Raw genomic sequence first — 26,906 nt, 5'->3', positions numbered from 1 at the left:
CGAAGACCCAATCCCATAAACAGCGAGCGCCGGAAAACCCGGCGCTCGATAAAGTCTTGGTTCGAAACGCCCAGTATCAGAGCGTACGCGTGACGTGTTCGACACGGAAGCACTCGATCGTGTCGCCCGCGCGGATGTCTTCGTAGTTTTCGAAGGCCATACCACACTCCTGGCCGACCGGCACTTCCGAGACCTCGTCCTTGAAGCGCTTGAGCGTTTTGAGCTTGCCTTCGTGGATGACGACGTTGTCGCGCACAAGGCGCACGCCAGCACCACGCTCGACTTTCCCCTCGACAACGCGGCAACCTGCAACCTTGCCGACCTTGGTGATGTTGAACACCTCGAGAATTTCGGCATTGCCGAGGAAGGTCTCGCGACGTTCCGGCGACAGCAGACCCGACATCGCCGCCTTCACGTCATCCACCAGGTCGTAGATGATGTTGTAGTAACGGATCTCGATGCCTTCGCGCTCGGCGAGGGAGCGGGCCTGTGAATTGGCACGAACGTTGAAGCCGATGATCGCCGCACCGGACGCTTCCGCCAATGAGATATCCGATTCCGTAACACCACCGACTGCGGAGTGCACAATACGGGCACGAACCTCGTCGGTACCCAGCTTGTCCAGCGCACCGGCAATTGCTTCAATCGAACCCTGAACGTCGCCCTTGATCACCAGCGGGAATTCCTTCACGCCAGAGGTCTGCAGCTGGTTCATCATCTGCTCAAGCGAGCCACGCGAACCGGACTGACGCGCGGCCGCCTTGTCGCGGGCCAGACGCTGACGGTACTCGGAAATTTCCCGTGCACGGCTTTCGTTTTCGACGACAGCAAACTTATCACCGGCATGCGGCGTGCCCGACAGGCCGAGGACCTCGACCGGCATGGCCGGCCCGGCTTCCTTCACGTGCTCGCCCTTGTCGTTCACAAGCGCGCGCACACGACCCCACTGCTCGCCAGCAACGATGATCTGGCCAGGCTTCAACGTTCCCTTCTGTACGAGAACAGTGGCAACCGCACCGCGACCGCGATCAAGCTCGGCTTCAATAACAGTGCCCTCGGCGGTCCGGTTCGGATTTGCCTTCAGGTCAAGAATTTCCGCCTGCAGAAGGATCGCTTCCAGCAGCTTGTCGAGGTTGGTCTTGTTCTTTGCCGACACCTCGACATCAAGAACCTCACCGCCCATGGATTCGACAAATACCTCATGCTGCAGAAGCTCGGTACGGACCTTCTGCGGATTGGCAGTCGGCTTGTCGACCTTGTTGATCGCCACGATGATCGGCACACCTGCCGCCTTGGCATGGTTGATCGATTCGATCGTCTGCGGCATGACGCTGTCGTCCGCCGCGACCACAAGAATGGCGATGTCTGTTGCCTGGGCGCCACGAGCACGCATCGCGGTAAACGCGGCATGGCCGGGGGTGTCGATAAAGGTGATCTTCTGGCCGTTCTGTTCGACCTGATACGCGCCGATGTGCTGGGTAATGCCACCGGCCTCACCAGCAACAACATTCGCTTCGCGTATTGCATCCAACAACGAGGTCTTGCCATGGTCGACGTGGCCCATGATGGTCACCACCGGCGGACGCGACTGCAGTTCACCCTCTTCGTCGGCCACGTTGAAGATACCTTCTTCAACATCCGATTCAGACACGCGTTTTACAGTGTGGCCGAATTCGGTGGCGATGATCTCCGCAAGGTCGGCGTCTATGACGTCACCCGGCTTCATCATCTGGCCTTCTTTCATCAGGTACTTGATGACGTCAACCGCACGCTCCGACATGCGCTGCGACAACTCCTGAATGGTGATTGTTTCGGGCAGGATCACTTCGCGCATGACCTTCTCGCGCGGTTCCTGCATCTGGCTGCGGCGGAACTTCTCCTGGCGGCGGCGCATCGCGGAAAGCGACCGGCCGCGTGCGCTGCCCTCCTCGTCATCGCCGACCGTCGTGATCGTCAACTTGCCGCGCCGACGTTCATCGTCGGTTCGCGGACGAGCAGGGACCTTTGCTGGGGCCGGAGCCGCCACGCGACCACGACCCGGCCCACCTCGGGGCGAGCCGCGATCGTCCTCCTCCTCGTCACCGACCTTGCGGCCGCGAACGGGAAGAGCAGGGGCAGAAGGTGCCGCAGGCCTGACAGTCTCAGCCGACCGCGGTTGAGCGACAGACGGAGCCGCAGCCTGGGCCTCAGCCACGGCGGGTGCGGCCTCGCGGACCGCTTCTGCCTCGCGCTTGGCTTCCTCCGCCCGGGCGATACGTGCCTGCTCCTCTTCGGCCTGACGACGCGCTTCTTCTTGCGCCCGAAGTTTTGCCTCTTCTACGTCACGAGCCTGCGCTTCCTGGAGAGCACGCCGGCGCGCTTCCATCTCCCCTGCCGACAGGTCATGCAGCACGTTGACCCGCGATCTTTGGTGCTGGGTCGGTTGCTGCGGCGGGCTTGGCTGGTGAACTCGCGGGGCCGGAGTCGCAGGCTGCGGACGCGGAGCCGCAGTCTGCGTCGGCGCAGCCTCAGGCGGCTTCGGCGCAATCGGAGTAATCGGCTTTTCATCTTCCGGACGATTAAGGCGACGCTTGCGGGTTTCAACCACAACTGCCTTGGTACGACCGCGACCCATATCCTGGCGCACGGTGCCCTGGCTCACGCCCGATGGCTTGAGGGTGAGGGTCTTCTTTCCCGTTACGCTGATTGTCTTGTCGTCTTTGTTATCGGTCATTCCGTTCCGTTCCTTCAGATCGGGAACGGATTGAACCGTCATCACCGATCGTACAATTCCTGTCGCATTCCGCAGAAGCCGGCCTTGGCCGGTGACCGCGTCATAGTCTCGTCGCTCCAGCAACGCGCCGCATGCCCGGCTCGCCACCGCGGTAACGCTCAAGCAGGTTTGCGCGTTTCACTACACCCTCACCCGCCTGCCCTGCAAGCGCTGCGGCATGGATAAACGCGTTCTCGCCCAAAAGAGCGTCCATTTCGTCCCCCGACAGCAGACTGTAGGACGGGATTTCCGCCTCAGTCTCCATCCCCAGATGCCAGGCCTTGCGGGCCTGGTTTATTTTTCGGACCCCATCGGCTGCCGCTTCCGTGGAGTGAAAGACAGCAATTGCCTCTCCTGTCCGAACAGCGAGTTCCACCTTGGCGGAGCCTGTCACGAACTGCCCCGCCTTTCGGGCGAGGTTCATCATTCCGGCCAACTGACTGCTCAGCAGTCGGTCGACCATCAAACCCAGTTCCGCATCGGCGACAACATCAGCCTTCAACGCACGCGCAAAAGCCTTGCGTGAGACGGCTTTGTCTACCAGGTCACGACGTGCCGTGACCCAACAGCCGCGTCCCGGCAGCTCCCTCTTGATATCCGGGACAACCCGTCCGCCGGGATCGGCAACGAAGCGGATGAGCGTCTCAGGTGTCCCCGCTTCGCGCGTGACAATACACGTCCGCTCGTTGGCTTCAGACACCTCGCCATCCTCCGGCTTGTTCGAGGGTCGCTCAGATCGAGCGACCATCAGCCTTCCTGCTCTTCGCCGTCTTGAGCCGCCGGTTCTGCGAGATCTTCCTCGGTGATCCAGCCGGCCGCCAGACGGGCCTGCACGATCATATTCTCAGCTTCGGCGCGCGAAACATCAAACTTGGAGAACAGCCCCTCATACTTCTTGGTCTCTCCGTTCTTGCGTTCCGTCCAACCAACCAGGTCGTCGGCGGCACAGCCTGCAAAGTCCTCGATCGTCTTGATGCCGTCCTCGCCGAGAGCAACCATCATCTGCGAGGTCATGCCATCAATTCCGCGCAGCTCGTCTGATACGCCGAGTTCCTTGCGCTTTGCATCCATCTCGCCCTCGATCTTCTCGAGGTATTCGCGAGCGCGGGTCTGGATCTCATTTGCGGTGTCTTCGTCGAAGCCGTCGATAGACGCAATCTCGTCGAGATCCACATAGGCCAGTTCTTCCACCTGAGCGAAACCTTCGGATGCCAGAACCTGGCCGACCATTTCATCGACATCAAGCGCGTCCATGAAGAGGTTGGTGCGCTCATTGAACTCCTTCTGGCGCCGCTCGGACTCTTCCTGCTCGGTCATGATGTCGATATCCCAGCCCGTGAGCTGGGACGCGAGGCGAACGTTCTGGCCACGACGACCAATTGCGAGCGACAGCTGTTCGTCGGGAACAACTACCTCGATACGTTCCGCATCTTCGTCCAGAACGACCTTCGACACTTCGGCCGGCTGCAGGGCGTTCACGATAAAAGATGCCGGATCCTGGCTCCAGGGGATGATGTCAATCTTTTCTCCCTGGAGTTCACCGACGACAGCCTGGACGCGCGAGCCGCGCATACCAACGCAGGCTCCCACGGGATCGATCGACGAGTCGTTCGAGATTACCGCGATCTTCGCACGCGAGCCCGGATCGCGGGCAACGGACTTGATCTGAATGATCCCGTCGTAGATTTCCGGAACCTCCATGGTGAAGAGCTTCACCATGAATTGCGGGTGGGTACGGGACAGAAATATCTGCGGGCCGCGCTGTTCGCGCCGCACGTCGTAAACGAAGGCGCGCACGCGGTCGCCATAGCGGAAAGCTTCGCGCGGAATCATCTCGTCACGACGGATAATACCTTCACCACGGCCGAGATCGACGATGACATTGCCGTATTCAACGCGTTTGACCGTACCATTGACGATCTCGCCAATGCGATCCTTAAACTCGTCGAACTGACGGTCACGCTCGGCTTCGCGAACCTTTTGGACGATAACCTGCTTGGCAGACTGCGCGGCAATGCGGCCGAAGTCCATCGGCGGCAGAGGGTCGGCGATGAAGTCGCCAATCTTCGCATCAACATTCCGGTCACGAGCCAGCTCAATGGCGATCTGGGTCGAGTAGTCCTCAACCTTTTCCACGACTTCGAGCAGCCTTTGCAGCCGGATTTCACCGGTCTTCGAATTGATATCGGCGCGAATGTTCGTTTCGCTGCCGTATCTCGACCGCGCAGCCTTTTGAATTGCATCGGCCATCGCCGCGAGAACGATCTCGCGGTCGATCACCTTTTCCCGGGCGACCGCGTCTGCGATCTGCAAAAGTTCGAGTCGGTTTGCACTGACTGCCATTGTCTTTTGTCTCCATCTGCCTGCCAGAATTCCGGCGGCCCTTGATGCCTGTTATTCGGATTCGTCGTTCTGGTTTGCCGCGCTCTCGCGCGCCAGCTTGTCGGCTCTGAGAGCCTCACGGATAAGGTCGTCCGTCAGGATCAATTTCGCCTCAGCGAGAGCGCTGAACGGAATGTCAACGGATGGCTGCTCACCATACGCTACCTGATCGCGCTCGATGGTAAACCCGTCATCAGCAACATTGAGAATCTTGCCGCGAAACCGCTTGCGACTATCGATCAGAATAGACGTCTCGCATTTCACGATATGACCCTGCCAACGGCTGAAGTCGGACTTTCTCACCATTGGCCTGTCTATGCCCGGCGAAGACACTTCGAGGTGATAGGCTTTATCGACTGGATCCTCCACGTCTAGAACAGGAGAAACAGCCATCGACAGTTCCTCGCAGTCCTCCACCGTCATCGTGCCGTTCGCGCGTTCCGCCATGATCTGAAGGGTGAGGCCATTCTGGTTCATAAGGCGGACGCGCACGAGCAAGAATCCCATGGCGGTCATAACCGGCTCTATTATTTCGGCGATACGCCGGTCGAGACCCGTTTCGACAACCAGTCTTGGTTCGTTAACCAGTGGCATTGCATCCGACAATCGTCATACTCCTCGGCAGCCTGCCGCATGGATCGATCGCCAACAAAAAAGAGCGGGTCCTTTCGGGCCCACTCTTCATCTGTCGATCAAGAATTTAGCCCTATATACATACCGCCCGGCGGGATTGCAAGCTTCGGCCTTTCGGTCCGCAGAATATCGATCGCTAGGGACCATCAAATCTCCGCAGTGCTAATGATACCATTTTAGACGTAACGAGCCAATGGACACCCCGGTGGCAACCAGAAAATCAATCCTTTCTCCGCTTGGAAACAGCACATTTCGCAGCATCTGGTTCGCGAGCATCGCATCGAATCTCGGTGGGCTCATCCAGGGCGTTGGGGCAGCCTGGATGATGGCGTCCATCTCTACGTCGGAAAACATGGTGGCACTTGTGCAAGCCTCCACCACGCTGCCGATCATGCTGTTTTCGCTTGCTTCCGGAGCAATCGCGGACAGTTTTGATCGACGCCGTGTCATGCTGTCGGCCCAGATTTTCATGTTTGTGGTCTCGGCGCTGTTGACCACCTTTGCGTATCTGGATCTCATCGGCCCATGGGGGCTTCTCGCCTTTACCTTCATGATCGGCTGTGGCGTAGCTCTCAACAATCCATCCTGGCAGGCCTCCGTCGGAGACATGGTTGGCCGGGACGACTTGCCGGCTGCGGTATCCCTCAACTCAATGGGTTTCAACATCACGCGCAGTGTCGGCCCGGCCATCGGTGGCGTGATTGTTGCAACGGCAGGCGCGGCGGCGGCCTTTGCCGCCAACAGCCTCAGCTATTTTGCGCTTATGTACGCGCTGTGGCGCTGGAAGCCAGACTCAGGCCGGTCGACCCTACCTAGGGAACGCCTCGGAAGCGCGATTGCGGCGGGCCTGCGCTATGTTTCGATGTCACCGAACCTTGGAAAAGTGTTGTTTCGCGGCTTTATGTTCGGCCTCACCGCAAGCGCGATCATGGCGCTCCTGCCGATCGTGGCGCGCGACCTCGTTGACGGTGGTCCGTTGACCTACGGTTTAATGCTCGGCGCTTTCGGCGCAGGCGCGATCGGCGGCGCCGTCTCCAGCGCGAGGCTGAGGGAACTTCTGTCCAGCGAGGACATCGTCCGCGTCTCGTTCGCCGGTTTTGCGCTTGCGGCGGCTGTCATCGGTGCGAGCTCGAGTACTTTGGTCAGCAGCCTGGCGCTGATGATCGCCGGAGCGTGCTGGGTTCTGGCGCTGTCGCTGTTCAACACTGTTGTCCAGTTATCGACCCCCAGATGGGTCGTTGGACGAGCCCTTTCGCTCTACCAGACAGCCACCTTCGGTGGAATGGCGGCGGGAAGCTGGATGTGGGGGATGTTTGCCGAAAGCTACGGCCCCGCCAATGCGCTTCACGCCTCTAGCCTGCTGATGCTGGTCGGGCTTGCTATAGGGTTTCGCCTTCCAATGCCGGCGATGGCTTCGCTGGACCTCAACCCGCTGAACCGTTTCAACGAACCACCGCTCGCGCTCGACATCAGACCCCGGAGTGGTCCTATCGTTATTCAGATTGACTATGAAATCGACGACTCCGATCTCAACGTGTTTCTCAGCCTCATGATCGAACGAAGGCGGATCCGTATCCGCGACGGTGCGCGAAACTGGACACTGATGCGAGATCTCGAAAATCCTCATCTCTGGATCGAGACATACCACACGCCTACCTGGGTGGACTATGTCCGACACAACCAGCGGCGGACTCAGCAAGATGCCGAAAACGCCGACCAGCTACTGGCCTTGCATCGCGGCGCATCAAGGCCCCGCGTGCACCGGATGATCGAGCGGCAGGCAATCTCGCCATCCGACGACGTCTTCCACCAGCATATCGAGCCACATTGAACGCCGGCCCTCAACGCAGTTTTGCTTTCAGCCCGGCATCAGGAAAACAGGTGGGCTGCATGCCGTTGCGGCTTTGCCAATCTCCAAGAGAGCGTCGCGTCTTGTAACCCGGAAGTCCATCGACATTGCCTACGTCATATCCTTTCGCGACAAGCGCCTTCTGCATGGCAAGCACGTCTGAGCGCAGCATTTTGCCGACATCGCCCCACGAGGCGCCAAAAGCACCGCTGCCATACGCGATGCGATCCGCGAGATTGCCTATGAACAGGGCATAAAGATCCGAATTGTTGTATTCCTTGAGGACGTAGAAGTTCGACGTCACCAGAAACTCAGGACCATGCGTTCCTGCCGGAACCAGCATCATAAAGTCCCGATCTGTCTCGCTCTTCGGGAAAGGTTTTCCGGATAAGCGGGTTATGCCTTCCGATGACCATACCGACAACGGCTTCGTCCGATCTGGCCCCTCCTGCGCACAGGTCACCCCAGGCGGGATACGGACTTCGAAACCCCAGTCCCGGCCACTCTGCCAGCCGCTCTTTGCCAGGTAGTTTGCTATGGAGGCCAAGCTGTCCGGCACCGAGGTCCAGATGTCACGATGCCCGTCGCCATCGAAATCAACTGCGTACTTCAGAAAACTCGTCGGCAGGAACTGTGGCTGTCCAAGCGCACCCGCCCAGGACCCATACATTTTTGAGGCCGCGATATCGCCGCCATCAATAATATGCAGGGCCGAAATCAGCTCTCGGAGGAAGAGGTCTTTTCTCGTTGACATAAATGCCTTCGTCGCCAAGACCTCCAGTGCCGGGTAGGGAAGCTTCGCCTGGCCAAAACCGGATTCGCGTCCCCAGATAGCGACCACGATCTCACCGGGTACACCGTATGCCGACTCAATCTTCCTCAAGGTCGCAGCATGTTGACCGGCAAGCCGCCTGCCTGTCGCCGCCAGCCCCTGGAGTCGCTTCTCGGAAAAGTAGCTTCCCGGCGACGAAAACTCCGCCTGAGTCTGCTTACGCTCCTTCGGTGGGCTCGTCCCGGGCGGAACAAGATCGGGAAGATCCCAATTGAGAGTGAGTCGGGCGGTCGCATCGTCAAAGCCACCACGGCTGATCCCGGCCTTCTGCGCCATCAGCCACAGGTCGCTCTTTACCCAGTCTTGGAACTGCCGCTCGACCGATGCCCGGTCAACGGCGAAAGAAGAACCGGACAAACAGATGAAAATCATGACGGCTGTCAACAGCAGACGACGCATGGCATCTCCTCCGTCTCTTCTTTTTCGACCTTACAGTCAGATTGTCGTTCTGGCCCGCAAGGCCGCTGATAGCGTACCCTCATCGAGATAATCGAGTTCGCCACCAACGGGAACGCCGTGGGCAAGACGAGTTATCTTGATGTCCAGTCCCGCCAGCTGATCGATGATGTAGTGAGCAGTGGTCTGTCCTTCGATCGTCGCATTGACCGCTATGATCACTTCGCGAACTCCACTTTCGGCGGCCCGATCAACCAGAGTCCGGATGTTCAGGTCTTCGGGACCAACACCTTCGAGCGGCGACAGCGTTCCACCAAGAACATGATAGGCGGCGTTCATCGCGCCTGCGCGCTCAAGCGCCCAGAGATCGGAAACGTCCTCCACCACGATGACGACAGACTGGTCGCGGCGATCGTCGGTGCAGACGGTACAGGGGTCGATCGTATCGACATTCCCGCACCTCGAACACACCTTCACCTTGTCATGAGCCTCACCCATGGCTCTCGCCAAAGGGCCCATCAGCTGGTCTTTCTTCTTGATCAGGTGCAGCGCCGCGCGTCGTGCGGATCGCGGTCCAAGCCCAGGCACCTTGGCCAGAAGCTGGATCAGTTTTTCGATTTCGGGACCGGTGACTCGTTTTGCCATTGGGCGCTTTTAGCCGATATCATCCCGCTACGGAATCTCCTAAGAAACGTCGGCCACCGAAATAAGTACACCGCTCTCTACCCGGGGATCAGGGTGAGCGTCTCGACAGGTGGCTTCGTCATTCGGGACGTTTTGACTTTAATGGCGTTTCCGGAATACGTCATGTCATCACATGGGAAGGAGTGACCGTGCAGATTCTCGATCCGAAACATCCATTCTTCAAACCGGCTTGGCGCCGATGGCTGACCGTTCTGTTGCCGGCCGCATGGGGACTCGTGGAACTTTCCAACAACGCCGTTGGATGGGCGATCGCCTTCTTTGCCGCTGCCGGCTACGCCGCTTACGAACTGCTCATCATGTACGATCGGCGGATCGCAGAGAACTCTTTACCGAGCGAAGCCGAAGAGCGGGATCAAGATTGACGGCCATACCCGCTCTTCGGCTTTTTGGTCACTTGATATACCAGCCCCACGGCTCATCACTGTTGAACGAAGTAATCTGCTTCACTTCGAGGTAATTCGAGAGCCCCCATTTACCGAGTTCCCTGCCGATACCGGACTGTTTGTAGCCGCCCCACGGTGCTTCCGTGAATGTCGGCTGCGAACAATTTATCCAGATGATTCCTGCGCGGAAAGCGCGGGCGACCCGCTCACAGCGCTGCTTGTCCTTCGACATCACGGCGGCGGCCAGGCCAAACCGGCTATCGTTGGCCATGCGGATTGCATCGGCCTCATCCTTGAATGGCTTGACGCAGACCACCGGACCGAAGATCTCCTCGCGCCAGACAAAATTGTCTTCGTCCATGTCCGTCAGGATCGTCGGCTCCAAGAAGTAGCCTCTATCAAGCCCAACCGGGCGTTTGCCGCCATGCGCGACCTTGGCTCCCTCGCTCAAACCGCGACCGATCATCGCCAGTACCTTGTCATGCTGTCCTTTCGAAACGAGAGGACCAAGCAGGATGCCATCGTCGAGACCGTTGCCGATGCTGATCCTTGCCGTTTCGGCGATCAGCCGTTCCATCAGACGAGGATAAATGCTTTCCTCGACTAGAACCCGGGAGGTCGCCGAGCAGACCTGTCCTTGGTTCCAGAAGATACCGAACATGATCCATTCGACCGCTTTGTCGATGTCGCTGTCGGCGAAAACGACGAAAGGCGACTTGCCGCCCAGCTCCAGGCTGACGTTCTTGATATCGCGGGCGGCGGCTTGCATGATTTTTGAACCGGTCGGCACGGACCCGGTAAACGCCAGCTTGTCGACACCGGCGTGTTCGGAAAGCGGTTGCCCGGCATCGGCCCCATATCCGGTTACGATATTCAAGACGCCATCCGGCAGACCTACCTCTTCGGCGATCGCCGCAAGTTCCAGCGCCGTCAGCGGAGTAAGCTCGGAGGGCTTCAGCACCATCGTACACCCGGCTGCGAGTGCCGGCGCGACCTTCCATGAAGCCATCAAAAGTGGATAGTTCCACGGAATGATGGCACCGGCAACGCCAATCGGCTCGCGCACGACCTTGGAAGAGAAGCGCGGCTCCGCCAGAGAGACAGCATCTTCGGAATTGCTGTCGAGTTCTTCGGCGAGGCCCGCATAGAATGCGAAGCAACCGGCTGTATCTTCCATATCCCAGACGGCTTCGGGCAATGGCTTGCCGTTGTCCATTACTTCGAGCCGCCCAAGATCCAGCTTGCGCTCGAGTATCTTTTCGGAGATCGCCCTTATGTACCGGGCGCGTTCAGTCCCCGACATCCTGGGCCACGTTCCGGTATCAAATGCCCGGCGCGCAGCTGCGACGGCCAAATCAATGTCCTCGGCGGTACCAGCCGGAGCATGAGCAAAGATTTCTTCGGTTGCCGGATTGATGACCGGGAAGTGTCCCCCTTTGACGGGCGCCACCCATTTTCCGTCGATGAAAAGCTTGTCCCGCATACCCTTTTCCCTTCTGGATCAGCCGGCTTTTTGCTCCGGCATTCTGCTTTTCTCAAAAAGTCCCATGATTGACTTGGCAGCTTTCTTGGTGCCCTCAGCCTGCTGCATCAACGCAGCATTCGCCTTGAGACGTTCCCGCATCGGGACGTCCTTGAGCAGTTTACATATTGCTGTTCCAAGTGCCGCTTCATCCCAGTCGTAGCGGCCGAGGCTAAGACCCACGCCCGTCTCCTCAGCGCGACGCGCGTTGTCATGTCCGTCCCAGCAATAGGGCATGACGAGGGATGGGACGCCGAAATAAAGTGCCTCGCAGAAGCTGTTGTTGCCGCCGTGATGAATGAACAGTCCCGACTGGGCGACCACGGAGGGCTGCGGAAACCAACTATCAATGAAGACGTTGTCCGGCACTTGGGTATAGTCGTCGCGCCAGTGGCCAGCATTCACAAGAAAGCGAAACGGCAGCGTCTCGAACACGCCGATCATCCGCTTCATCATGTCGACATCCATAGCGCCGAGAGACCCGAAACTCGTTAAAACAAGCGGCGCCTCGTTGTGGCTCGCAAATCGCGGAGGCAGCCACGCCGCCTCCTGACGCACGCAACCGTTAAGGAATACAAATTTCTGCGGGTCCAGCTGCTGTTGTCGTTGGTGCCTGATAATGTCTGGTGCGAGCAGGAGATTAAGCCATGGCGAAGGATCCAGAAACGATCCAGCCGCTGGCGATTTCAGTCCGCACTCCTGCAAAAAGGCCACGAAGCGTCTGTGCGCAGGCGCCGTAACCTTCTCATACGTCACGGTAAAGCGATCCCATTCCTGATCACGCGTCTCGGCACAACCTGAAAGATGGGGTGGAACGAGAGGGTCGCCGATCTCGGTCTCGGCGCAAGAAACAATCCGAACCCATGGCACCCCGCAATTCGCGATCGCAGGAAACATGACGACGTTGTCGAGAACGATAGCATCCGGCTTCAAACGGGACAGAAGCTGCCGAAGGGGTTCCTCCGCCCGGATCGCGGTATCGACGATCGCATCCCAGGTCGGACCGACATAGGATTCCAACTGATCGAACGGCGACTGACGAAATGCGTCCTGATGTTTGGAAATGAAATCGTTCCAGTCGGTCGGGCCGGTCGGGCCGGCATCCTCAAGTTGATACTCCGGAAAGCCGTACTCCGAAAAAACACCGCTGAAGCCGGGATGGCAGATGAACACTGGCCGCGCGCCAAGCCGCCGCAATTCCTGAGCGATGCCCACGCAATTCAGCGCCGCGCCGAAGCTCGCTTCAGGAAAGAGGGCGATGGTCTTGGGCTGTACCATACGATCTTCGCAGCAGTTAGCGCGATACGAGCTTGAAGGCGGGAGGGACGCCACGGCCCGCGATTCGGGGCTTCTGCGTCTGTGAAAGCTGTATATGGACTCGCATCAAATTGGCGGCAAGTTCCATCTGTCCCCGCTCGATCTGCTCGAGTATCTGCATATGTTCAATATTCGATTGCATCAGTCGATAGTTGTTTATGTGAACCACTTGGGGGAGAGCGCGGCGCCGCCGATGGTGGCTAGCAAGGGCTTCCGCCACAAAGGGGTTTCCGCAGCCCCTGGCCACCAACATGTGAAAATCGAGATCCGTCCGCTCAAACAGGCGACGGTCGAAATTGAACTCATCCATACCCTTGAGAAGAAGCATCGACTGCCTCAAGGACATCAAGGCGGATGTGTCACGCTTGAAATCGGGCAAAGTCAACGCCATCGGCTCCATGACCAGCCGATACTCGTAGCTTTTAACCGCTGCCTCGGCACTCACTGCAAATTGCTTGAGCACCCACTGCTGACCGGCGCCCCGCTCGGCGAGATTGTCCTCCGACAGCTTAATTAGCGCGTTTTGTACCGCCAGACGCGACACCGCATAGCGTCGCTGAAGTGCCGCGACTGTCTGGATCTCAGGAATTCGACCGGCCGCCAGGTCACGGAGTATGGCACCTGAGAGGTCGGCCTCCGCTTCGCCGCCCTCAGCATCATCGAGCCTCGTGATAGCGACGGGGTCGGCAGCAAGGACATAGCCACCCTCACTGTCCGCGGTCAGCAATCCACGATCAGCAAGTATCTGGAACGCTTTGCGAACAGGCGTCCTAGACACATTGCAAAGCGACGCTATCGCCTGCTCCGCAAGACGCTCTCCCGGCGACATTCCACGCTCAATGGCGATATCCAGTACTTTTTGCGCCAATTCGACATGGCGGTGATGCGGGCGCCGCTGATCCGTTGCCATGATGCTCCGTTCCTGAGTTCCAAGCACAACGTGACGAGATACGTAGCTTTAAGCAAGCCACCAATATCCAATTTTCGCCAAATTCGCAAAAGGTGAGAATCCCTATTGACGTATTTTTTTAAAAAATAGTACCGTTTATGGAAAGGCGGAAAACGACCGTGCAAAGCGGCATCGCCGAAGAGGTTGGAACAAACGAAACAAGGGAGTTTTCCGTGAAAGCGAAAGACCTGTCCGTGCTCAAGGCCGCGAGCACGCAATTCATGGCGAGCGTATTCGTTCTTGGCAGCCTTCAGGCTGCCCAGGCCGCAGATCTGGTTATCTCGAACTGGGACGGCTACATGGCGCCCGACATCGCCGACACCTTCAAGGCGGCAACCGGTATCGAGATTGAGGTGGTCAACCACGCCACCAACGAAGAAATCATGGGCAAGCTTATGGCGAGCCAGGGCAAGGGATACGACATCGTGTTCGTCTCCTCGCCGTTCGCCGAAATCCTCAATGCTCAAGGTCTCGCGGAGCCACTCGACAAGGCAGCAATTCCGAACATCGCCAACCTCTATCCCGAGGCGTCTAATCTGGCCTACGACCCGGGCAATGCCTATTCAGTTCCCTATACCTGGGGCTCCACCGGGCTTTGCTATCGCTCCGATCTCGTTAAGACCGCTCCGGACAGCTGGATGAACCTGCTGCAACCGGAGGATGATCTCAAGGGCAAAACCACAATGCTCGCAACCGACCGCTGGCTGATGGCGGCGGGGGAACTTGCCAAGGGGTATTCCGTCAACGAAACGGATCCGGCGAAGCTGGAAGAAGTCAAAAACCTTCTGATCGAGGCAAAGAAGACGCTTCTTGCCTACGACGATACCACGTTCTACTCCAAACTCGTTTCCGGCGAGGCTTCGCTCGTGCACGCGTGGGACGGGTGGTGCAATTACGGTATCGGCGAAAATGCAGACATTAAGTATGTCGTGCCGAAGGAGGGCTCCGACCTTTGGATCGATACCATCGTCGTGATGAAGAATTCGGAGAACAAGGACAAGGCGATGCAGTTCATCAACTTCGTCCTGGCCGCCGAAAACCATGCCTGGGCCGCAGAGAACATCCTCTACAAGGTGCCCAACAAGGCGGCAATGGACAGCCTGGACAAGGCCCTGTTCGAGCAATACCCGAACATGGCGATGACGCCGGAAGAGCTTACAAAGTACGAACTGTTGCGTGACTTGGGCAATGCTCAAAGGGATTACTCGCGTATCGTCAGCGAAATCAAGGCTGCGAACTGAGCCTGACCCAGGCCGTCTTCTCGATGAAAGGCGGCCTGTTCCCCGTACTTATGATTATACTCGCTTTGCTGCCGCGCTGAGCTAATCCCAGAGGCATTCCTTTCGTGTCATACCAGGCGAACAGACCGAACCTGATTGCTGCGCCGGCCGTAGGCTGGCTGATGGCCTTCATGGTAGCGCCATGCGTGTTGATCCTGAGCTATGCCTTCTTCGAGCGCGGCGTCTGGGGTGGCATCGAGTATAATTTCAATCTTGAAAACTTCGTCCGGGTTGCCGACCCCCTTTACGCCAAGATCTTTCTGACATCGGCCCGCATCGCCGGTCTTGCAACGCTCCTCGCGATCCTGATCGCTTACCCTGCCGCCTATGCGATAAGCAGAGCGCCGCGGACGCGCCAGCCAATGCTGCTGTTCTTTGCCGTTTTACCGTTCTGGTCGAACTATCTGATCCGGACCTATGCCTGGATCGTGCTGTTGAACCGGGAAGGCCTGTTCAACAATCTCCTGCGCCAGTTCGGGTATAATGGAGAGCTGTCGCTTCTTTACACCGAAGGTGCAGTCATCGTCGGGCTTGTCTATAACTACCTGCCATTTGTTATTCTCGCGATCTACTCGACGTTGTCGCGCCTGAACCCGGAACTGATGGAAGCTTCTCGCGACCTCGGCGCCGGGCCAGTCCGAACCTTCTTCCGCGTGACCCTGCCGCTGACCCTGCCCGGCGTTGCTGCAGGTGGTGTCTTCGTCTTCGTTCTCTCGATAGGCAATTTCGTGACGCCCGCCCTGCTTGGTGGGGGGCGCTTCCAGATGATCGGCAATGTGGTCTACGATCAGTTCCTGACGGCAAATGACTGGCCCTTCGGAGCCGCGCTCGGCATGGCGCTGATCGCGATCATGGTCGCGCTGTTGATGTTCCAGGCAAAGGCAACAGCTCACGCAAGTGGCGAGCGGGCCGGCGGGAAGGATTTGTGAGATGACCAATTCGCGTCTTCCGGGCCGAATGGTTCTGGTCCTTGTCTTCAGCGTCCTCTACCTGCCGATTGCTGTGCTCGTGATGCTATCTTTCAATGAGGCTGGGTTGCCGACCACCTGGTCGGGCTTCTCGACCAAATGGTACGGTGAGCTCTTCCGCAATGCGGAGATCCTCCGTGCCGCATGGAACACCCTCATCGTCGCCATCTTCGCGACGCTAATTTCGACCGCGCTGGGCACGATGCTGGCAATCGGCATGGAGGCACGACGCCGTAAAAGCAATGGCCTAGAGGCACTCGCCTTCGCGCCCATGGTGATACCGGACATCGTGCTCGCTGTGGCACTGCTTTCGTTCTTCTCCCGACTGAACCTGACGCTCGGGCTGCATACCATCATCATCAGCCACGTCATCTTCGACCTCGCCTTCGTATGCTCGGTCGTGCGGGCAAGGCTGAAGAATTTCGACTATTCGATCGTCGAGGCCTCACGCGATCTTGGAGCCTCCGGCTGGACCACGTTCTGGCGCGTCACCTTTCCGGTCCTTCTGCCCGCAATCGTGGCAGGAGCGTTGCTCGCCTTCACGCTTTCCGTGGACGAGTTCATCATCGCCTTCTTCACCGCCGGCGCCGGACGATCCTCGATCACCCTGCCGATCCAGATCTACTCGATGATCCGCTTCGGGATCACCCCTGAAATCAACGCGCTCGCGACGATCGTCATGGGTGTCAGCGCCACCGCACTGCTCATCTCCCAATGGCTCAACAAAGAACAGATGCAATGACGGACAGCCGCTCCACAAATGAGACGATCTTGAAGATAGATGGCCTGCGCAAAAGCTTCGGTCCTGTCATGGCCGTCGATGGCGTCTCGCTCGATATCCGCAAAAACGAGTTCTTCGCGCTCCTCGGTCCGTCGGGCTGCGGGAAGACCACGCTTCTACGCATGCTGGCAGGGTTCGAGAACCCTACGGGCGGACGCATCCTGCTCGAAGGAACGGATATCGCTCCCTTGGCGCCCGAAAAGCGCCCGTTGAACCTGATGTTCCAATCCTACGCGCTCTTTCCGCACATGACCGTGGCCAAGAACCTTGCCTACGGCCTGGAAATGGAAAGGCTTAGCAAAAATGAGATCGACCGCCGCGTCGATGAGATCATGACAGTCACCGACCTGACGCAATTTGCGAACCGGAAGCCGGAGCAGCTTTCGGGCGGCCAGCGCCAGCGCGTCGCTCTCGCCCGCGCGCTGATAAAACGACCGAAGGTCCTGCTTCTCGACGAACCCCTCGGAGCACTCGACAAGAAACTGCGTGAACGAATGCAGTTGGAACTCAAGCGCCTGCAGCACGAGGTCGGCATTACGTTCATCATCGTAACACACGACCAGGAGGAAGCGCTCGTCATGGCCGACCGCATGGCGATCCTCCGGGACGGAAAGCTTCTGCAATGCGGCTCTCCAGAAGAGGTCTATGAGAAGCCGGGAGATCGTTTCGTCGCGAATTTCATCGGCGTAATGAACTTCATAGACGGTCACATCGATACCGGCGGCCGATTTGAGGCTGCCGGTTTCAGCCTCGGTCTCGACCCAGGGACTGGCGGTGCGGTGACCCTCGCAGTGCGGCCGGAAAACATCCGGCTTTCGACTTCGGGAGAAGGTCTGAACGGCGTGATCGTCGATGTCGCTTATCACGGTCTTGACCGTGTTCTCCACGTGAAGACCACCGCGTCCGACGTGCCACTTCAGGTTCGCATCGCGGCCCACACAGCTGCGCCACATACAATCGGCGACACGATTGTCCTGGTAATAGACCCGGCCAAGTGCCGTATTTACAGAAACTAAGAAAAGGGGAGCCCGATGTCGCAAAAAACGATCGCATTTTTTCCTGAGGCGGCCTTCGGGCCGGCATTGAACTCGGTCGGCATAGCCCAGGCTGTCGAAGCGCTCGGACACAGGGCTGTCTTCCTGTCCGACCCCGGCTTCGTTTCCGTCTATGAAGGCTACGGCTTCGAGGCCCATCCCGTAAACCTGTCAGAACCGATGCCGGCCGAGCAGATGGCGAAGTTCTGGGAAGACTTCATCAACGGCCACATTCCGAACTTCCGCAAGAGCCCCTACGACCAGATCGATAACTACGTGAAGGATTGCTGGACAGCAATCGTCGATAGCGCCAAATGGGCGCAGAAGGATCTTCCGGGCGTGCTGGCCAAAATCAGGCCGGACCTGATCTGCGTCGACAACGTCATCCTTTTCCCCGCGATCAAACAGTATGGCACACCGTGGGTGCGTATCATCTCCTGCTCGGAGAATGAGATCGAGGACCCGAAGATTCCGCCGCATCTGTCGGGCTGTGGCGCCAAGGATTACGCTTGCCATGAGGCCTATCGCACGAAATTCAACGAGGTCATCAAGCCAATCCATGACGACTTCAATGCCTTTCTCGCCTCAACGGGAGAAGCGGCCTATCCGATCGGCCAGTTCTTCGAGGCATCGCCCTTCATGAACCTGCTGCTCTATCCGGAGCCCGTCAAATTCGAGCGCGAGCATCCTCTGTCCCCGAACCGGTTCCAGTATCTCGAAGGCTGCGTGCGCAAGGAGGCGCCCTACGAGGTGCCGACATTCAAGGCCAACAACGACAAGCCACTGATCTACGTCTCGTTCGGCAGCCTTGGCGCCGGAGACACCGAACTGCTGAAGCGCATCATCGCGACTATCGGCAAGCTGCCCTACCGCGCGCTCGTCAATGTCGGGGACTACAAGGACCAGTACGAAGCGGTGCCTGATAACGTCATCATCGAAAGCTGGTTCCCACAGCCGTCGGTGATCCCACAGATCGACGCGGCGATTCATCATGGCGGCAACAACTCGTTCACCGAGTGCCTCTATTTCGGCAAACCAGCAATCATCATGCCTTACGTCTGGGACGGCCACGACAACGCAACGCGGGTGGATGAAACAGGGCATGGCTTCAAGATGCCACGCTACGATTGGACCGACGCGGACCTGGCAGCAAAGCTCGACCAGATGATCAACGATCCCGCGATGAAGTCAAAACTTTCGGCAACCGCCGCTCACATGCAAGCCCAAAACGGTCCGCAAAAGGCCGCCGGCATTCTTGATGAACTGGTCAAGAGCGGGAAATTCAATGGCTGATACCCTGACATCGACGGCGCCGCATATCCATGGCGCCACCACCTTCGATGACCTTGTCGATTGGGGCGTGCAGTCCGATGCAGTCGAGGGCGTCTCCAGGTCCTCCGGCCGGCTTCTGTTCAAGGGACCGAACAACCAGCCCGAAACCGGTATATGGGTCTGCACACCCGGGCGCTGGCGGCTTTCTATCCCAAGAGACGAATTCTGCCACTTCGTTGCCGGCAGGGCTATCTATACGTCCGATAGAGGCGAAGTGATCGAAATTGGACCCGGAACGGCGGTCATGTTCCCGGCCGGCTGGGCGGGCGAATGCAACGTGATCGAGACGATGCGCAACATCTACATGCTGGCCTAGGAGACGGCGCGATGTCGACACCCACTGGACCGATCACGGGATCGTCGAAATGGAAGACTGGGGCGAAAGCAAGTCAGCGATCGCCGGGTCCCCACGCATGAGTGGCAAGATTCTGTCCGTCAAAGAGGATGGATCGAGCGAATGCGGCATCTGGTCCTGCACACCCGGCGAACGGACAGTGACGTTCGCAAATGATGAGTTCTGCTTCTTTCTGGACGGCGAAGGTTCTTATGTCCGTGACGATGGGGAAGTCATCCCCGTGAAGAAAGGCTCGGTCATCTTTTTCGCCAAGGGATGGAGCGGTCGCTCCATCATCACCAAGACTCTTTCCAAGGCCTTCATGTGCCGCTGAAAACTACAGGAAACACTCATGACAACGACTGCTCCCCTCATGCGCAAACCTCTCGAACAGGCCGATCTGGTCGACTGGGGTACGATTCCCACGATGATCGAGGGGGTCAGCCACGTGTCGGGCAAACTGATCCACAAAGGGCCGAACGGCGAGAGCGAATGCGGGCTTTGGATCTGCACGCCTGGCAAGTGGGAATGCCACGTCACTCGGGACGAATTCTGCCATTTCCTCGAAGGACGAAGCACCTATGTGCACGAGTCCGGGGAGGTAATCGAGATCACCCCAGATACTGCCGCCTTCTTCCCGAAGGACTGGAAGGGTGTTTGCACAGTCCATGAGACGATCAAGAAGGTCTACATGATCCGTTGATCGACGGATCCATATCACGAGGCGTACCATGTTGTCCGAAGCAGCGCATCGTCGCGTCGCATTTCTTTCCGCCGAGGGCTACGAACCAGCTGAGGCCGTCCCTCTTGCCGGCGATGCTTCGGCACGACGCTACTACAGGCTCCCGAACAGGGGCGTTCTCCTAATGGAAGAGACACCGAACGCCCGGGATTTGTTGTCGTTCGTGGCGATAAGCAGCCACCTCAACGGGTTGGGGCTGTCCGCGCCCCGAATCCATGCGGTCGATTTTGCCGCAGGTTTAGCTTTGGTAGAGGATTTTGGGTCGCAGACCTTCACGCGACTGTTGCAAGAGGGGCGATCGGAGCAAGAACTTTACGAGCTTGCCGTCGATGCGCTCGTCCACTTGCACGATCACGGAAGCCAAAGGCCTTCGGACGTCCCGGCATATGATACCGCCGCGCTGTTCGAAGAACTGGAGATGTTCACCAAATGGTATGTTCCGCAATGCGAGCCGATGCTCGACGCGACCGCGTTCGAGGAAGCATTTCTCGCCGAATGGGGCCGCGTTCTGGGGGATGCCGCCCGCTGCCGCGATACACTCGTGTTACGCGATTTCCACGTTGATAACCTGATGGTGGTCGAAGGTCGTTCGGGCATCGCTGCGTGCGGCCTTCTCGATTTCCAAGATGCCGTTTTGGGCTCTGCCGCCTATGATCTGGTGTCGCTTACCCAGGATGCCCGACGCGATCTCTCGCCAGGTCTCGAGCAACACCTCGTGGAACGCTATCTCAGGGCGCGCCCCAAGCTCGACAGGGCGTCGTTCATGGCCAAGTATTGGCTTCTCGCGGCCCATCGACACACGAAGATCCTTGGTAATTTCGAGCGCCTTTCAAAACGGGACGGAAAGCATGGCTACCTCGACTTCATTCCACGGGTCCAGCGCCAGCTGAGCAAGGCTCTCGATGAAGCCCGGCTCGATGATATTCGCGAGTTGATGGAAAGTCGGCTGCCCTACTGGGCCAGTCACAAGCCGGCAATTCCGACCGTCTCCGACAATTATGAGAAAGCAAGAACTGCATGACTGAATTTGACCTCAGCAAGCCCGCCTACTTCGCGGGCGCAACCTACAAGGCCAGCACCGGGAAACGTGTCGAGGTCATCGATCCCGCCACACTTCATAAGGTCGGCATGCTCGCTGAAACCACCGATGCGGAGATCGCTTCGGTTCTGGAGATAGTCGGTGTAGCGCAAAAGGCGTGGGCAAAGCTCGATGCGAAAAGCAGGGCGACAGCCCTTCATAGAATCGCAAACCGCATCGAGGCTACCGATATGCGGTTTTGTGCCGAGACGATGTCGCGCGAGATGGGCAAACCCTATCCGGAAGCGATCGGCGAAGTGGCCAATTGTGCCGGTGCCTTTCGCTATTTCGCCGAGATGGCGCGCGATGACGGCGGCAAGGTCGCGGGAACGACACAAGTCGGCTCGTTCCAATATGCCCGCTACGAACCTTTGGGCGTCTCCGTTCACATCATGCCCTTCAACTTCCCGATCCTGCTCATGTGCTGGACGGTTGCGGCCTCGCTTGCGTCTGGAAACGGCTGCATCATCAAGCCGGCACTGGCCACGACGCTTTCGACGCTAATTTTCATGGAGGTTTTTGCCGACCTGCCCGAAGGCTTGATCGCCTGCCTTCCCGGCGGCGCAAACGTGGCGCAGAGCCTCATCCATTCGCCAAAGACCCACGCCATCGCGTTCACCGGTTCGGTTTCGGCCGGCAAGGCGGTCGCCATGGCCGCTGCCGGCGAGATGAAGCCCGCGGTCATAGAGGCGGGCGGCTCAGACCCGATGATCATCACGGCGAACGCGCCCCTCGACATCGCGGCCGCTGGCGCCGTCACAGCAGCGTTTCATATGTCAGGGCAGGTGTGCACATCCGCCGAGCGCTTCTTCGTCGTTGATTCGGTGCACGACGCGTTCATCGAAAAGTTCGTCGCCGAAACGAGGAGACTTCGCATTGGGAACGGGCTCTCCAAAGCCGAGATCGGTCCGGTCGTTTCCGAAGCCGCAAGGGCTAAGGTGATCCGGCTTGTTGAGGACGCTATCGCGAAAGGTGCCAAAGTCGAGATTGGCGGACGAATTCCTTCGTCTGAACCTGTCGGATGGTTCTATGAACCGACAATTCTGACCGGCTGCACGCCCGAGATGGCGATCATGCGAGAGGAATGTTTTGGGCCTGTTGCCGCAGTCTGCCGCGTCGCCGATTTCGACCAAGCCGTCACGTTGGCGAACGACAGCGAATTTGGCCTCGGAGCCTCGGTCTTTACCACTTCGCTGGAAGAGGCGCTCGAGGCAGCGGATCGGCTTGAAGCCGGCATGGTGTGGGTCAACAATCCGATGATCGACAACGACGCGCTGCCGTTCGGGGGCTGGAAGAAATCGGGTATCGGTCGCGAACTTTCACGCCTCGGGCTCGACACGTTCCGTCGGTCGAAGATGGTGATCATCGATCACAAGCCGGAAAGGCAGGGGTGGTGGTATCCCTACCCCGACGACTGGTTCTACGAGGCCGGCGGCCGCAAGCACGTCTGAGGCTTCCGAGTTTCCCTTCCAATCAAGTCAGGACACAAAAAATGATAATCTCGATTCTCGGTGGAGCCGGCCTCATGGGCGCCGGTATCGTCCGCGACCTTGTTTCCGATCGTACCATCATCGACATCTCGGCGATTCGCATCTGTGACGCTGATCGCGTCCGGATGACGGAGCTGGCAACCGAACTCGCGGATCGGCGCATCCAATTGGTAGAGCTCAATGCCAGTGACGAGGGTTCGCTGCGTTGCGCCGTCTCGGGAGCCGATATCTGCATCAATTGCGTACCGACTCTGCTCGGCTTCCAGATGGCCATCTTCGAAGCAGCCCTCAAGGAGAAGGTCGCCTATGTCGACCTCGGGGGCCTAGGCACCTATACCGTCAAACAACTGGCCGAGCACGAGCGGTTCAAGGCTGCCGGGGTGACGGCCGTCATTGGCGCAGGCGCCGATCCCGGCATGTCAAACGTCATCTGCCGGGCAGTTGCCGACGAACTGGACGAGATCGACGCGATCAATCTCTACTGGGCCGCTGAGCTTGTCGGCGATGAAAACCCGATCCTCGTCCCGCCTTACAGCGTTTCGACGGTCCTGGCTGAGTATGCCCATCCGAGCACACAATTCTACGACGGCAAACACGTCACCTGCCCACCGATGAGCGGGCGGGAATACCTCGATCTACCTGAACCCTGGGGGCGCTGCGAATTCATGCACTCACCCCATTCCGAGCAGCTCACCGTGCCGCTAGCAGAGGGCATAAAGGACAAGGGCATTCAGGAATTCTCCTGGAAGCTGCATCTGCCGCATCGCGAGCACGAGGCCTGGGTCGGACTGGTAAAGGCCGGATTCGGTGACTTTGACGACGCGGTCGAGGTTAACGGTGTGCACGTCCGACCGCTCGATGTGCTCAACAAGGTCATCAACCGCAATATAAAGAAGAATGCGCAGAGGCTGCCCGAGCAGGAAAGCCACGAGATACACTTCGCCGTCGGCCGAGGGCGAAAAAACGGTCAAGCTGTGCGTATCACCGTCGAAGTCGTGGTGCGCCCGGATGAAATGTATGCCCCTTATGTCGACGCATGCACATCAATGAACGGGTCGATTGCGGCCCAATTGATTCTTGCAAACACCCGGAAGCCCGGCGTTTGGGCGCCGGAGTCGTATTTCGACGTTGAAGCCTATTTCGCCGAGCTGAGGAAACGAAAGTTTATCGTCAACAAGGCTTCGGAAGCGCTTTGAGAGGTAGCGACCTCATGCCCGCAAGACGAAAGAAGCTCGACGTAGGACCTTTTTTTGTCGCGAGCCTCGCCTGCGGCAACGGGAGTACCGTCTTCCTTGCGCAGGCGGCGTCAAACCGTCCGGAATAGGACGGATTGCCGTCTCTGCTGGCGACCACGGGTCACCGTCTTGTTGGAGGGGTCTCATTATTATCGATTGGTTTGGTTGCGGGGGCAGGATTTGAACCTGCGGCCTTCAGGTTATGAGCCTGACGAGCTACCGGGCTGCTCCACCCCGCGCCAAGCGCATTCGGCTTTGCCGAATGGCCGGCCCCGCCTCGCCACAACGCCTTGTGGTGTATCCGCGACGGAACGGGAACAAGGATACGGGCGTGGAAAAGAAGGGGGAAAGCAGCGGTGAGATTTTTTTCGAGGGTGGGAGGGATTTTCTTTTAAGGCGCTGATTTTGTTGGGAGATAATTTTCGGCTTGGTGAGAATATAGACAGCGGACGAGTGAGCTGACTGAGGGTGTACACCCGCATTGGCGGGATTCGCATTCAGCGTTTGGGGGCGGGTGCACCGGTGGGCTTGGTTTTGGATCCTCGGGTCAAGCCCTCGGAACGATCCCCCTCCCGTGCGATTTCAGATGTTTAGCCGTGGCTGCGCCACGGCTAAGTCATCGAAATCTCTGTCTCCTCCGCAAGGGGGAGATGGGCAGGTTGAGTGCCCTGCATCGATCGCCGACCGTGTCGCCCCGGCGATGGCAAAGGCATCGTTCGGCGGGACTGATGGCGTGCGGGATATTATTCCACCTTGCCCAACGTGCCGGCTTGCGAGTCGTCCTGCCGAAGAGATTCCCTGATGGCACTGAGCGCGCTTTCGACGGCCTGGGCGTGTTTCAGACGTTGCTGATAGCTTGTTTGCACAGCAGCGGACTGCGAAGACTCTGTCTCCTGATGGTCCTGATCTGTCGCTTTGAACGGCAGGATGATTGCCATGGACGGCGCTCCAAAACTGAACTGCACCCGGTTTCCGGCGTGGCTTGCAGAGTTGCCACGCCGGTGTGTGTCAGGCCTGGACGATTGCTGTTCCAACGCCTCGCTCAGAACTCTTCCCAGGTATCACCCTTCAACGCCGCATTGCCGTTGAATGCGGTTGCGACGCGCGCCGTCATCTGTCGCGCCGGTGAGGTGACAGGCTTCGAGGCGGGGGTCGCGGCCTTTGGCGTGCCGCGGGAGGCCGCCGGGCCGGTGCCGATGTTGAACTGCGACAGCAGCTGGAACAACTGCTCGGCCTCGCGGGCCAGGCTGTGGGCGGCTGCGGAGGTTTCCTCCACCATGGCGGCGTTCTGCTGCGTGCCCTGGTCCATCCTGTTGACGGCTGTGTTGATCTCCTTCAGCCCCGTCGCCTGTTCGCGCGACGCCTCGACGATGGCGGCGACATTGCCGTTGACCTGCACCACCTGGGTGACGATCTCCCGGAGCGCCTTGCCGGTTTCGCCGACCAGCGCCACGCCGCTCTTCACGTGACCGTTGGACGCGTTGATCAGCTCCTTGATCTCCTTGGCAGCCTTGGCCGATCGCTGCGCCAGTTCACGCACTTCCTGGGCGACGACGGCGAAACCCTTGCCGGCCTCGCCCGCGCGTGCAGCCTCCACCCCTGCGTTCAGCGCCAGGAGGTTGGTCTGGAAGGCGATCTCGTCGATCACGCCGATGATGTTGCCGATCTCGCCGGCCGAGGTCTCGATCTTGCCCATGGCGTCCACCGCCTGGCCGACAACGTCGCCGGAGCGCTCCGCATTGTCCTTGGTCTCGCGCACCAGCTTGCCAGCTTCCTGGGCCCGGTTGCTGGAGTCCGAAACCGTGGTGGTGATCTCTTCGAGCGCCGCCGCCGTTTCCTCGACCGACGCGGCCTGGGTCTCCGTTCGTTTGGCAAGTTCGTTGGAGGCAGTCTGCACCTGTTGCGAAGCCGCCGCGATAACGCCGGCATTCTGCGAAATCGTGTGCAGCGTCTGGCGCAGCTTTGCCGCCGCACTGTTGAAATCGACGCGCAGCTTGTCGAGCGCGGGCAGGAACGGGCTGGACACGTCCTGCGTCAGATCGCCCTCGGACAGCGCGTTGAGCGACCGCCCGAGCTGGTTGACGTTCTCCACCCGCTGCGTCACGTCGGTCGCGAACTTCACGACCTTGAACACCTTGCCGTTCATGTCGAAGATCGGGTTGTAGGAAGCCTGGATGAAGACCTTCCTGCCGCCCTTGCCGATGCGCATGAATTCATCGGAGAAGAACTCGCCGCCGGCCAGCCGCGCCCAGAACGTGCGATAGTCCTCGCTGTTGACGTAGGACGGTTCGCAGAACATCGAGTGGTGCTTGCCCTGGACTTCGCCGAGCTGGTAGCCGAGCGTCTTCAGGAAATTCTCGTTGGCGGTCTGGATCTCGCCCTTCGGCGTGAACTCGATGACCGCCTGTGCCCGGGAGATCGCCGCGAGCTTGCCGGCGTCCTCGGCGGCTTTGAGCTTCTGCGCCGTGATGTCGGTCGCGAACTTCACCACCTTGTACGGCTTGCCGCCGCTGAACACGGGATTGTAGGAGGCCTCGATCCAGATCTCGCCCCCGGTCTTGGTGATCCGCTTGTACTGCCTGCGGTCGAACTCGCCGCGCCCGAGCTTTGCCCAGAATTCCGTATACTCCGCCGTTGCCGCCTCGGCCGGATCGACGAACATGCGGTGATGCTTTCCGACGATCTCGGACAGCGGATAGCCAAGCGCCCGACAGAAATTCTCGTTCGCACTGATAATCGTACCATCGAGCTTGAACTCGATGATCGCCTGAGACTTGCTCATGGCGTCAAGTACGGCCTTTGTATCGCTGCCAAATCCCAGCATGGTGTTCCCCTAAGAATGATACGCGGTGTTCGCCGGGATCCCACTTACGGGCACCTGCTCGCGCGATGGGTCAAATGTCGCATTCAAC

24 protein-coding genes and 1 tRNA gene are annotated in these 26,906 nt (G+C 58.9%); 13 read left to right on the top strand and 12 right to left on the bottom strand.

The genetic code is table 11. The features are described from left to right. Positions 1–76: 76 nt before the first annotated feature. From infB to rimP, 4 genes are all read right to left on the bottom strand, one after another. Entirely contained in the window at positions 77–2,713 is a 2,637-nt protein-coding gene (gene infB / locus J5J09_RS01925) for a translation initiation factor IF-2 (protein ID WP_208548022.1), read from the bottom strand. Between the two features lie 100 nt (positions 2,714–2,813). Next, on the bottom strand, positions 2,814–3,500 hold the full coding sequence (locus J5J09_RS01920; protein ID WP_208548021.1) for an RNA-binding protein: 687 nt from the start codon (positions 3,498–3,500) through the stop codon (positions 2,814–2,816). After that, on the bottom strand, positions 3,500–5,095 hold the full coding sequence (gene nusA, locus J5J09_RS01915) for a transcription termination factor NusA (RefSeq protein ID WP_208548020.1): 1,596 nt from the start codon (positions 5,093–5,095) through the stop codon (positions 3,500–3,502). Before nusA ends, J5J09_RS01920 begins: the two co-directional genes overlap by 1 nt. Positions 5,096–5,146: 51 nt before the next feature. Further along, positions 5,147–5,728: a ribosome maturation factor RimP gene (rimP, locus tag J5J09_RS01910; RefSeq protein ID WP_208552975.1), complete on the bottom strand. Its 582-nt coding sequence runs from the start codon at positions 5,726–5,728 to the stop codon at positions 5,147–5,149. 232 nt (positions 5,729–5,960) lie between these two features. Here rimP and J5J09_RS01905 point away from each other — a divergent pair, with 232 nt between their 5' ends. Then, positions 5,961–7,598: an MFS transporter gene (locus J5J09_RS01905; RefSeq protein WP_208548019.1), complete on the top strand. Its 1,638-nt coding sequence runs from the start codon at positions 5,961–5,963 to the stop codon at positions 7,596–7,598. Positions 7,599–7,608: 10 nt separating this feature from the next. Here the strand turns inward: J5J09_RS01905 and J5J09_RS01900 are convergent, their stop codons facing one another. Together J5J09_RS01900 and recR are read right to left on the bottom strand one after the other, a co-directional pair. Next, positions 7,609–8,820, bottom strand: a complete 1,212-nt coding sequence (locus J5J09_RS01900; RefSeq protein ID WP_246745887.1) for a lytic murein transglycosylase — start codon at positions 8,818–8,820, stop codon at positions 7,609–7,611. A 63-nt stretch (positions 8,821–8,883) separates the two neighbouring features. Continuing rightward, entirely contained in the window at positions 8,884–9,489 is a 606-nt protein-coding gene (gene recR / locus J5J09_RS01895; protein ID WP_208548017.1) for a recombination mediator RecR, read from the bottom strand. Positions 9,490–9,677: 188 nt separating this feature from the next. Here recR and J5J09_RS01890 point away from each other — a divergent pair, with 188 nt between their 5' ends. Next, positions 9,678–9,911, top strand: a complete 234-nt coding sequence (locus J5J09_RS01890; protein WP_208548016.1) for a hypothetical protein — start codon at positions 9,678–9,680, stop codon at positions 9,909–9,911. Positions 9,912–9,939: 28 nt separating this feature from the next. Here J5J09_RS01890 and J5J09_RS01885 read toward each other — a convergent pair whose 3' ends face one another. Genes J5J09_RS01885 through J5J09_RS01875 form a run of 3 tightly spaced genes read right to left on the bottom strand, consistent with a single transcriptional unit; the run spans position 9,940 to position 13,681 of the window. Further along, the gene (locus tag J5J09_RS01885; protein WP_208548015.1) at positions 9,940–11,415 is read right to left on the bottom strand and encodes an aldehyde dehydrogenase family protein; all 1,476 of its coding nucleotides are present in this window, start codon (positions 11,413–11,415) and stop codon (positions 9,940–9,942) included. Between the two features lie 18 nt (positions 11,416–11,433). Then, positions 11,434–12,786 carry a glycosyltransferase gene (locus J5J09_RS01880; protein WP_348646405.1) on the bottom strand — a complete coding sequence of 451 codons (1,353 nt, stop codon included), beginning with the start codon at positions 12,784–12,786 and terminating at the stop codon, positions 11,434–11,436. Beyond that, complete coding sequence (locus tag J5J09_RS01875) at positions 12,749–13,681, bottom strand: GntR family transcriptional regulator (RefSeq protein WP_208548014.1); 933 nt, start codon at positions 13,679–13,681, stop codon at positions 12,749–12,751. The genes J5J09_RS01880 and J5J09_RS01875 overlap by 38 nt, the downstream gene beginning before the upstream one ends. Positions 13,682–13,893: 212 nt before the next feature. Between J5J09_RS01875 and J5J09_RS01870 the strand changes: the two genes are divergently transcribed. The 11 genes from J5J09_RS01870 (at position 13,894) to J5J09_RS01820 (ending at position 23,955) form a co-directional block, all read left to right on the top strand. After that, positions 13,894–14,961, top strand: a complete 1,068-nt coding sequence (locus tag J5J09_RS01870; protein WP_348646404.1) for a spermidine/putrescine ABC transporter substrate-binding protein — start codon at positions 13,894–13,896, stop codon at positions 14,959–14,961. Between the two features lie 161 nt (positions 14,962–15,122). After that, complete coding sequence (locus tag J5J09_RS01865) at positions 15,123–15,929, top strand: ABC transporter permease (protein ID WP_208552970.1); 807 nt, start codon at positions 15,123–15,125, stop codon at positions 15,927–15,929. Between the two features lies 1 nt (position 15,930). Then, positions 15,931–16,710: an ABC transporter permease gene (locus J5J09_RS01860; RefSeq protein WP_208548013.1), complete on the top strand. Its 780-nt coding sequence runs from the start codon at positions 15,931–15,933 to the stop codon at positions 16,708–16,710. Further along, positions 16,707–17,765: an ABC transporter ATP-binding protein gene (locus J5J09_RS01855; protein ID WP_208548012.1), complete on the top strand. Its 1,059-nt coding sequence runs from the start codon at positions 16,707–16,709 to the stop codon at positions 17,763–17,765. The genes J5J09_RS01860 and J5J09_RS01855 overlap by 4 nt, the downstream gene beginning before the upstream one ends. Positions 17,766–17,780: 15 nt before the next feature. After that, positions 17,781–19,076 carry a glycosyltransferase gene (locus J5J09_RS01850; protein ID WP_208548011.1) on the top strand — a complete coding sequence of 432 codons (1,296 nt, stop codon included), beginning with the start codon at positions 17,781–17,783 and terminating at the stop codon, positions 19,074–19,076. Between the two features lie 4 nt (positions 19,077–19,080). Continuing rightward, complete coding sequence (locus J5J09_RS01845; RefSeq protein ID WP_208552969.1) at positions 19,081–19,431, top strand: cupin domain-containing protein; 351 nt, start codon at positions 19,081–19,083, stop codon at positions 19,429–19,431. Between the two features lie 97 nt (positions 19,432–19,528). Further along, complete coding sequence (locus tag J5J09_RS01840) at positions 19,529–19,783, top strand: cupin domain-containing protein (protein ID WP_246745770.1); 255 nt, start codon at positions 19,529–19,531, stop codon at positions 19,781–19,783. 18 nt (positions 19,784–19,801) lie between these two features. Then, positions 19,802–20,152 (top strand): cupin domain-containing protein, encoded by a 351-nt coding sequence (locus tag J5J09_RS01835; RefSeq protein ID WP_208548009.1) that lies wholly within the window; start codon positions 19,802–19,804, stop codon positions 20,150–20,152. Between the two features lie 28 nt (positions 20,153–20,180). Then, positions 20,181–21,212, top strand: a complete 1,032-nt coding sequence (locus J5J09_RS01830; RefSeq protein WP_208548008.1) for a phosphotransferase — start codon at positions 20,181–20,183, stop codon at positions 21,210–21,212. Then, positions 21,209–22,720 (top strand): aldehyde dehydrogenase family protein, encoded by a 1,512-nt coding sequence (locus J5J09_RS01825; protein WP_208548007.1) that lies wholly within the window; start codon positions 21,209–21,211, stop codon positions 22,718–22,720. Before J5J09_RS01830 ends, J5J09_RS01825 begins: the two co-directional genes overlap by 4 nt. Positions 22,721–22,761: 41 nt before the next feature. Further along, positions 22,762–23,955, top strand: a complete 1,194-nt coding sequence (locus J5J09_RS01820; protein WP_208548006.1) for a saccharopine dehydrogenase NADP-binding domain-containing protein — start codon at positions 22,762–22,764, stop codon at positions 23,953–23,955. A gap of 201 nt (positions 23,956–24,156) precedes the next feature. On the opposite strand, the gene J5J09_RS01815 is transcribed toward J5J09_RS01820, so the two are convergent. The 3 genes from J5J09_RS01815 to J5J09_RS01805 all read right to left on the bottom strand — a co-directional run bounded on the left by J5J09_RS01815 (position 24,157) and on the right by J5J09_RS01805 (position 26,818). Then, positions 24,157–24,233, bottom strand: a tRNA-Met gene (locus J5J09_RS01815). 504 nt (positions 24,234–24,737) lie between these two features. After that, positions 24,738–24,932: a hypothetical protein gene (locus tag J5J09_RS01810; RefSeq protein WP_208548005.1), complete on the bottom strand. Its 195-nt coding sequence runs from the start codon at positions 24,930–24,932 to the stop codon at positions 24,738–24,740. A 104-nt stretch (positions 24,933–25,036) separates the two neighbouring features. Beyond that, positions 25,037–26,818, bottom strand: a complete 1,782-nt coding sequence (locus tag J5J09_RS01805; protein ID WP_208548004.1) for a PAS domain-containing methyl-accepting chemotaxis protein — start codon at positions 26,816–26,818, stop codon at positions 25,037–25,039. Positions 26,819–26,906 lie beyond the last annotated feature (88 nt).

The organism is Ciceribacter sp. L1K22 (assembly GCF_017599385.1).
Taxonomy (GTDB): Bacteria; Pseudomonadota; Alphaproteobacteria; order Rhizobiales; family Rhizobiaceae; genus Allorhizobium.
Note: the sequence above shows the minus strand (reverse complement) of the source record. Positions and strands in the feature narration are given on the sequence as shown.

Excerpts from the sequence above, each read along its gene's own strand:
- J5J09_RS01840 (WP_246745770.1), top strand. The coding sequence starts at position 19,529 with ATGAGTGGCAAGATTCTGTCCGTCAAAGAGGATGGATCGAGCGAATGC.
- J5J09_RS01810 (WP_208548005.1), bottom strand. The coding sequence starts at position 24,932 with ATGGCAATCATCCTGCCGTTCAAAGCGACAGATCAGGACCATCAGGAG.
- nusA (WP_208548020.1), bottom strand. The coding sequence starts at position 5,095 with ATGGCAGTCAGTGCAAACCGACTCGAACTTTTGCAGATCGCAGACGCG.
- J5J09_RS01820 (WP_208548006.1), top strand. The coding sequence starts at position 22,762 with ATGATAATCTCGATTCTCGGTGGAGCCGGCCTCATGGGCGCCGGTATC.
- J5J09_RS01865 (WP_208552970.1), top strand. The coding sequence starts at position 15,123 with ATGGCCTTCATGGTAGCGCCATGCGTGTTGATCCTGAGCTATGCCTTC.
- rimP (WP_208552975.1), bottom strand. The coding sequence starts at position 5,728 with ATGCCACTGGTTAACGAACCAAGACTGGTTGTCGAAACGGGTCTCGAC.
- J5J09_RS01875 (WP_208548014.1), bottom strand. The coding sequence starts at position 13,681 with ATGGCAACGGATCAGCGGCGCCCGCATCACCGCCATGTCGAATTGGCG.
- J5J09_RS01830 (WP_208548008.1), top strand. The coding sequence starts at position 20,181 with ATGTTGTCCGAAGCAGCGCATCGTCGCGTCGCATTTCTTTCCGCCGAG.
- J5J09_RS01900 (WP_246745887.1), bottom strand. The coding sequence starts at position 8,820 with ATGATTTTCATCTGTTTGTCCGGTTCTTCTTTCGCCGTTGACCGGGCA.
- J5J09_RS01855 (WP_208548012.1), top strand. The coding sequence starts at position 16,707 with ATGACGGACAGCCGCTCCACAAATGAGACGATCTTGAAGATAGATGGC.
- J5J09_RS01905 (WP_208548019.1), top strand. The coding sequence starts at position 5,961 with ATGGACACCCCGGTGGCAACCAGAAAATCAATCCTTTCTCCGCTTGGA.
- J5J09_RS01805 (WP_208548004.1), bottom strand. The coding sequence starts at position 26,818 with ATGCTGGGATTTGGCAGCGATACAAAGGCCGTACTTGACGCCATGAGC.
- J5J09_RS01920 (WP_208548021.1), bottom strand. The coding sequence starts at position 3,500 with ATGGTCGCTCGATCTGAGCGACCCTCGAACAAGCCGGAGGATGGCGAG.
- recR (WP_208548017.1), bottom strand. The coding sequence starts at position 9,489 with ATGGCAAAACGAGTCACCGGTCCCGAAATCGAAAAACTGATCCAGCTT.
- J5J09_RS01835 (WP_208548009.1), top strand. The coding sequence starts at position 19,802 with ATGACAACGACTGCTCCCCTCATGCGCAAACCTCTCGAACAGGCCGAT.
- J5J09_RS01850 (WP_208548011.1), top strand. The coding sequence starts at position 17,781 with ATGTCGCAAAAAACGATCGCATTTTTTCCTGAGGCGGCCTTCGGGCCG.
- J5J09_RS01825 (WP_208548007.1), top strand. The coding sequence starts at position 21,209 with ATGACTGAATTTGACCTCAGCAAGCCCGCCTACTTCGCGGGCGCAACC.
- infB (WP_208548022.1), bottom strand. The coding sequence starts at position 2,713 with ATGACCGATAACAAAGACGACAAGACAATCAGCGTAACGGGAAAGAAG.
- J5J09_RS01885 (WP_208548015.1), bottom strand. The coding sequence starts at position 11,415 with ATGCGGGACAAGCTTTTCATCGACGGAAAATGGGTGGCGCCCGTCAAA.
- J5J09_RS01860 (WP_208548013.1), top strand. The coding sequence starts at position 15,931 with ATGACCAATTCGCGTCTTCCGGGCCGAATGGTTCTGGTCCTTGTCTTC.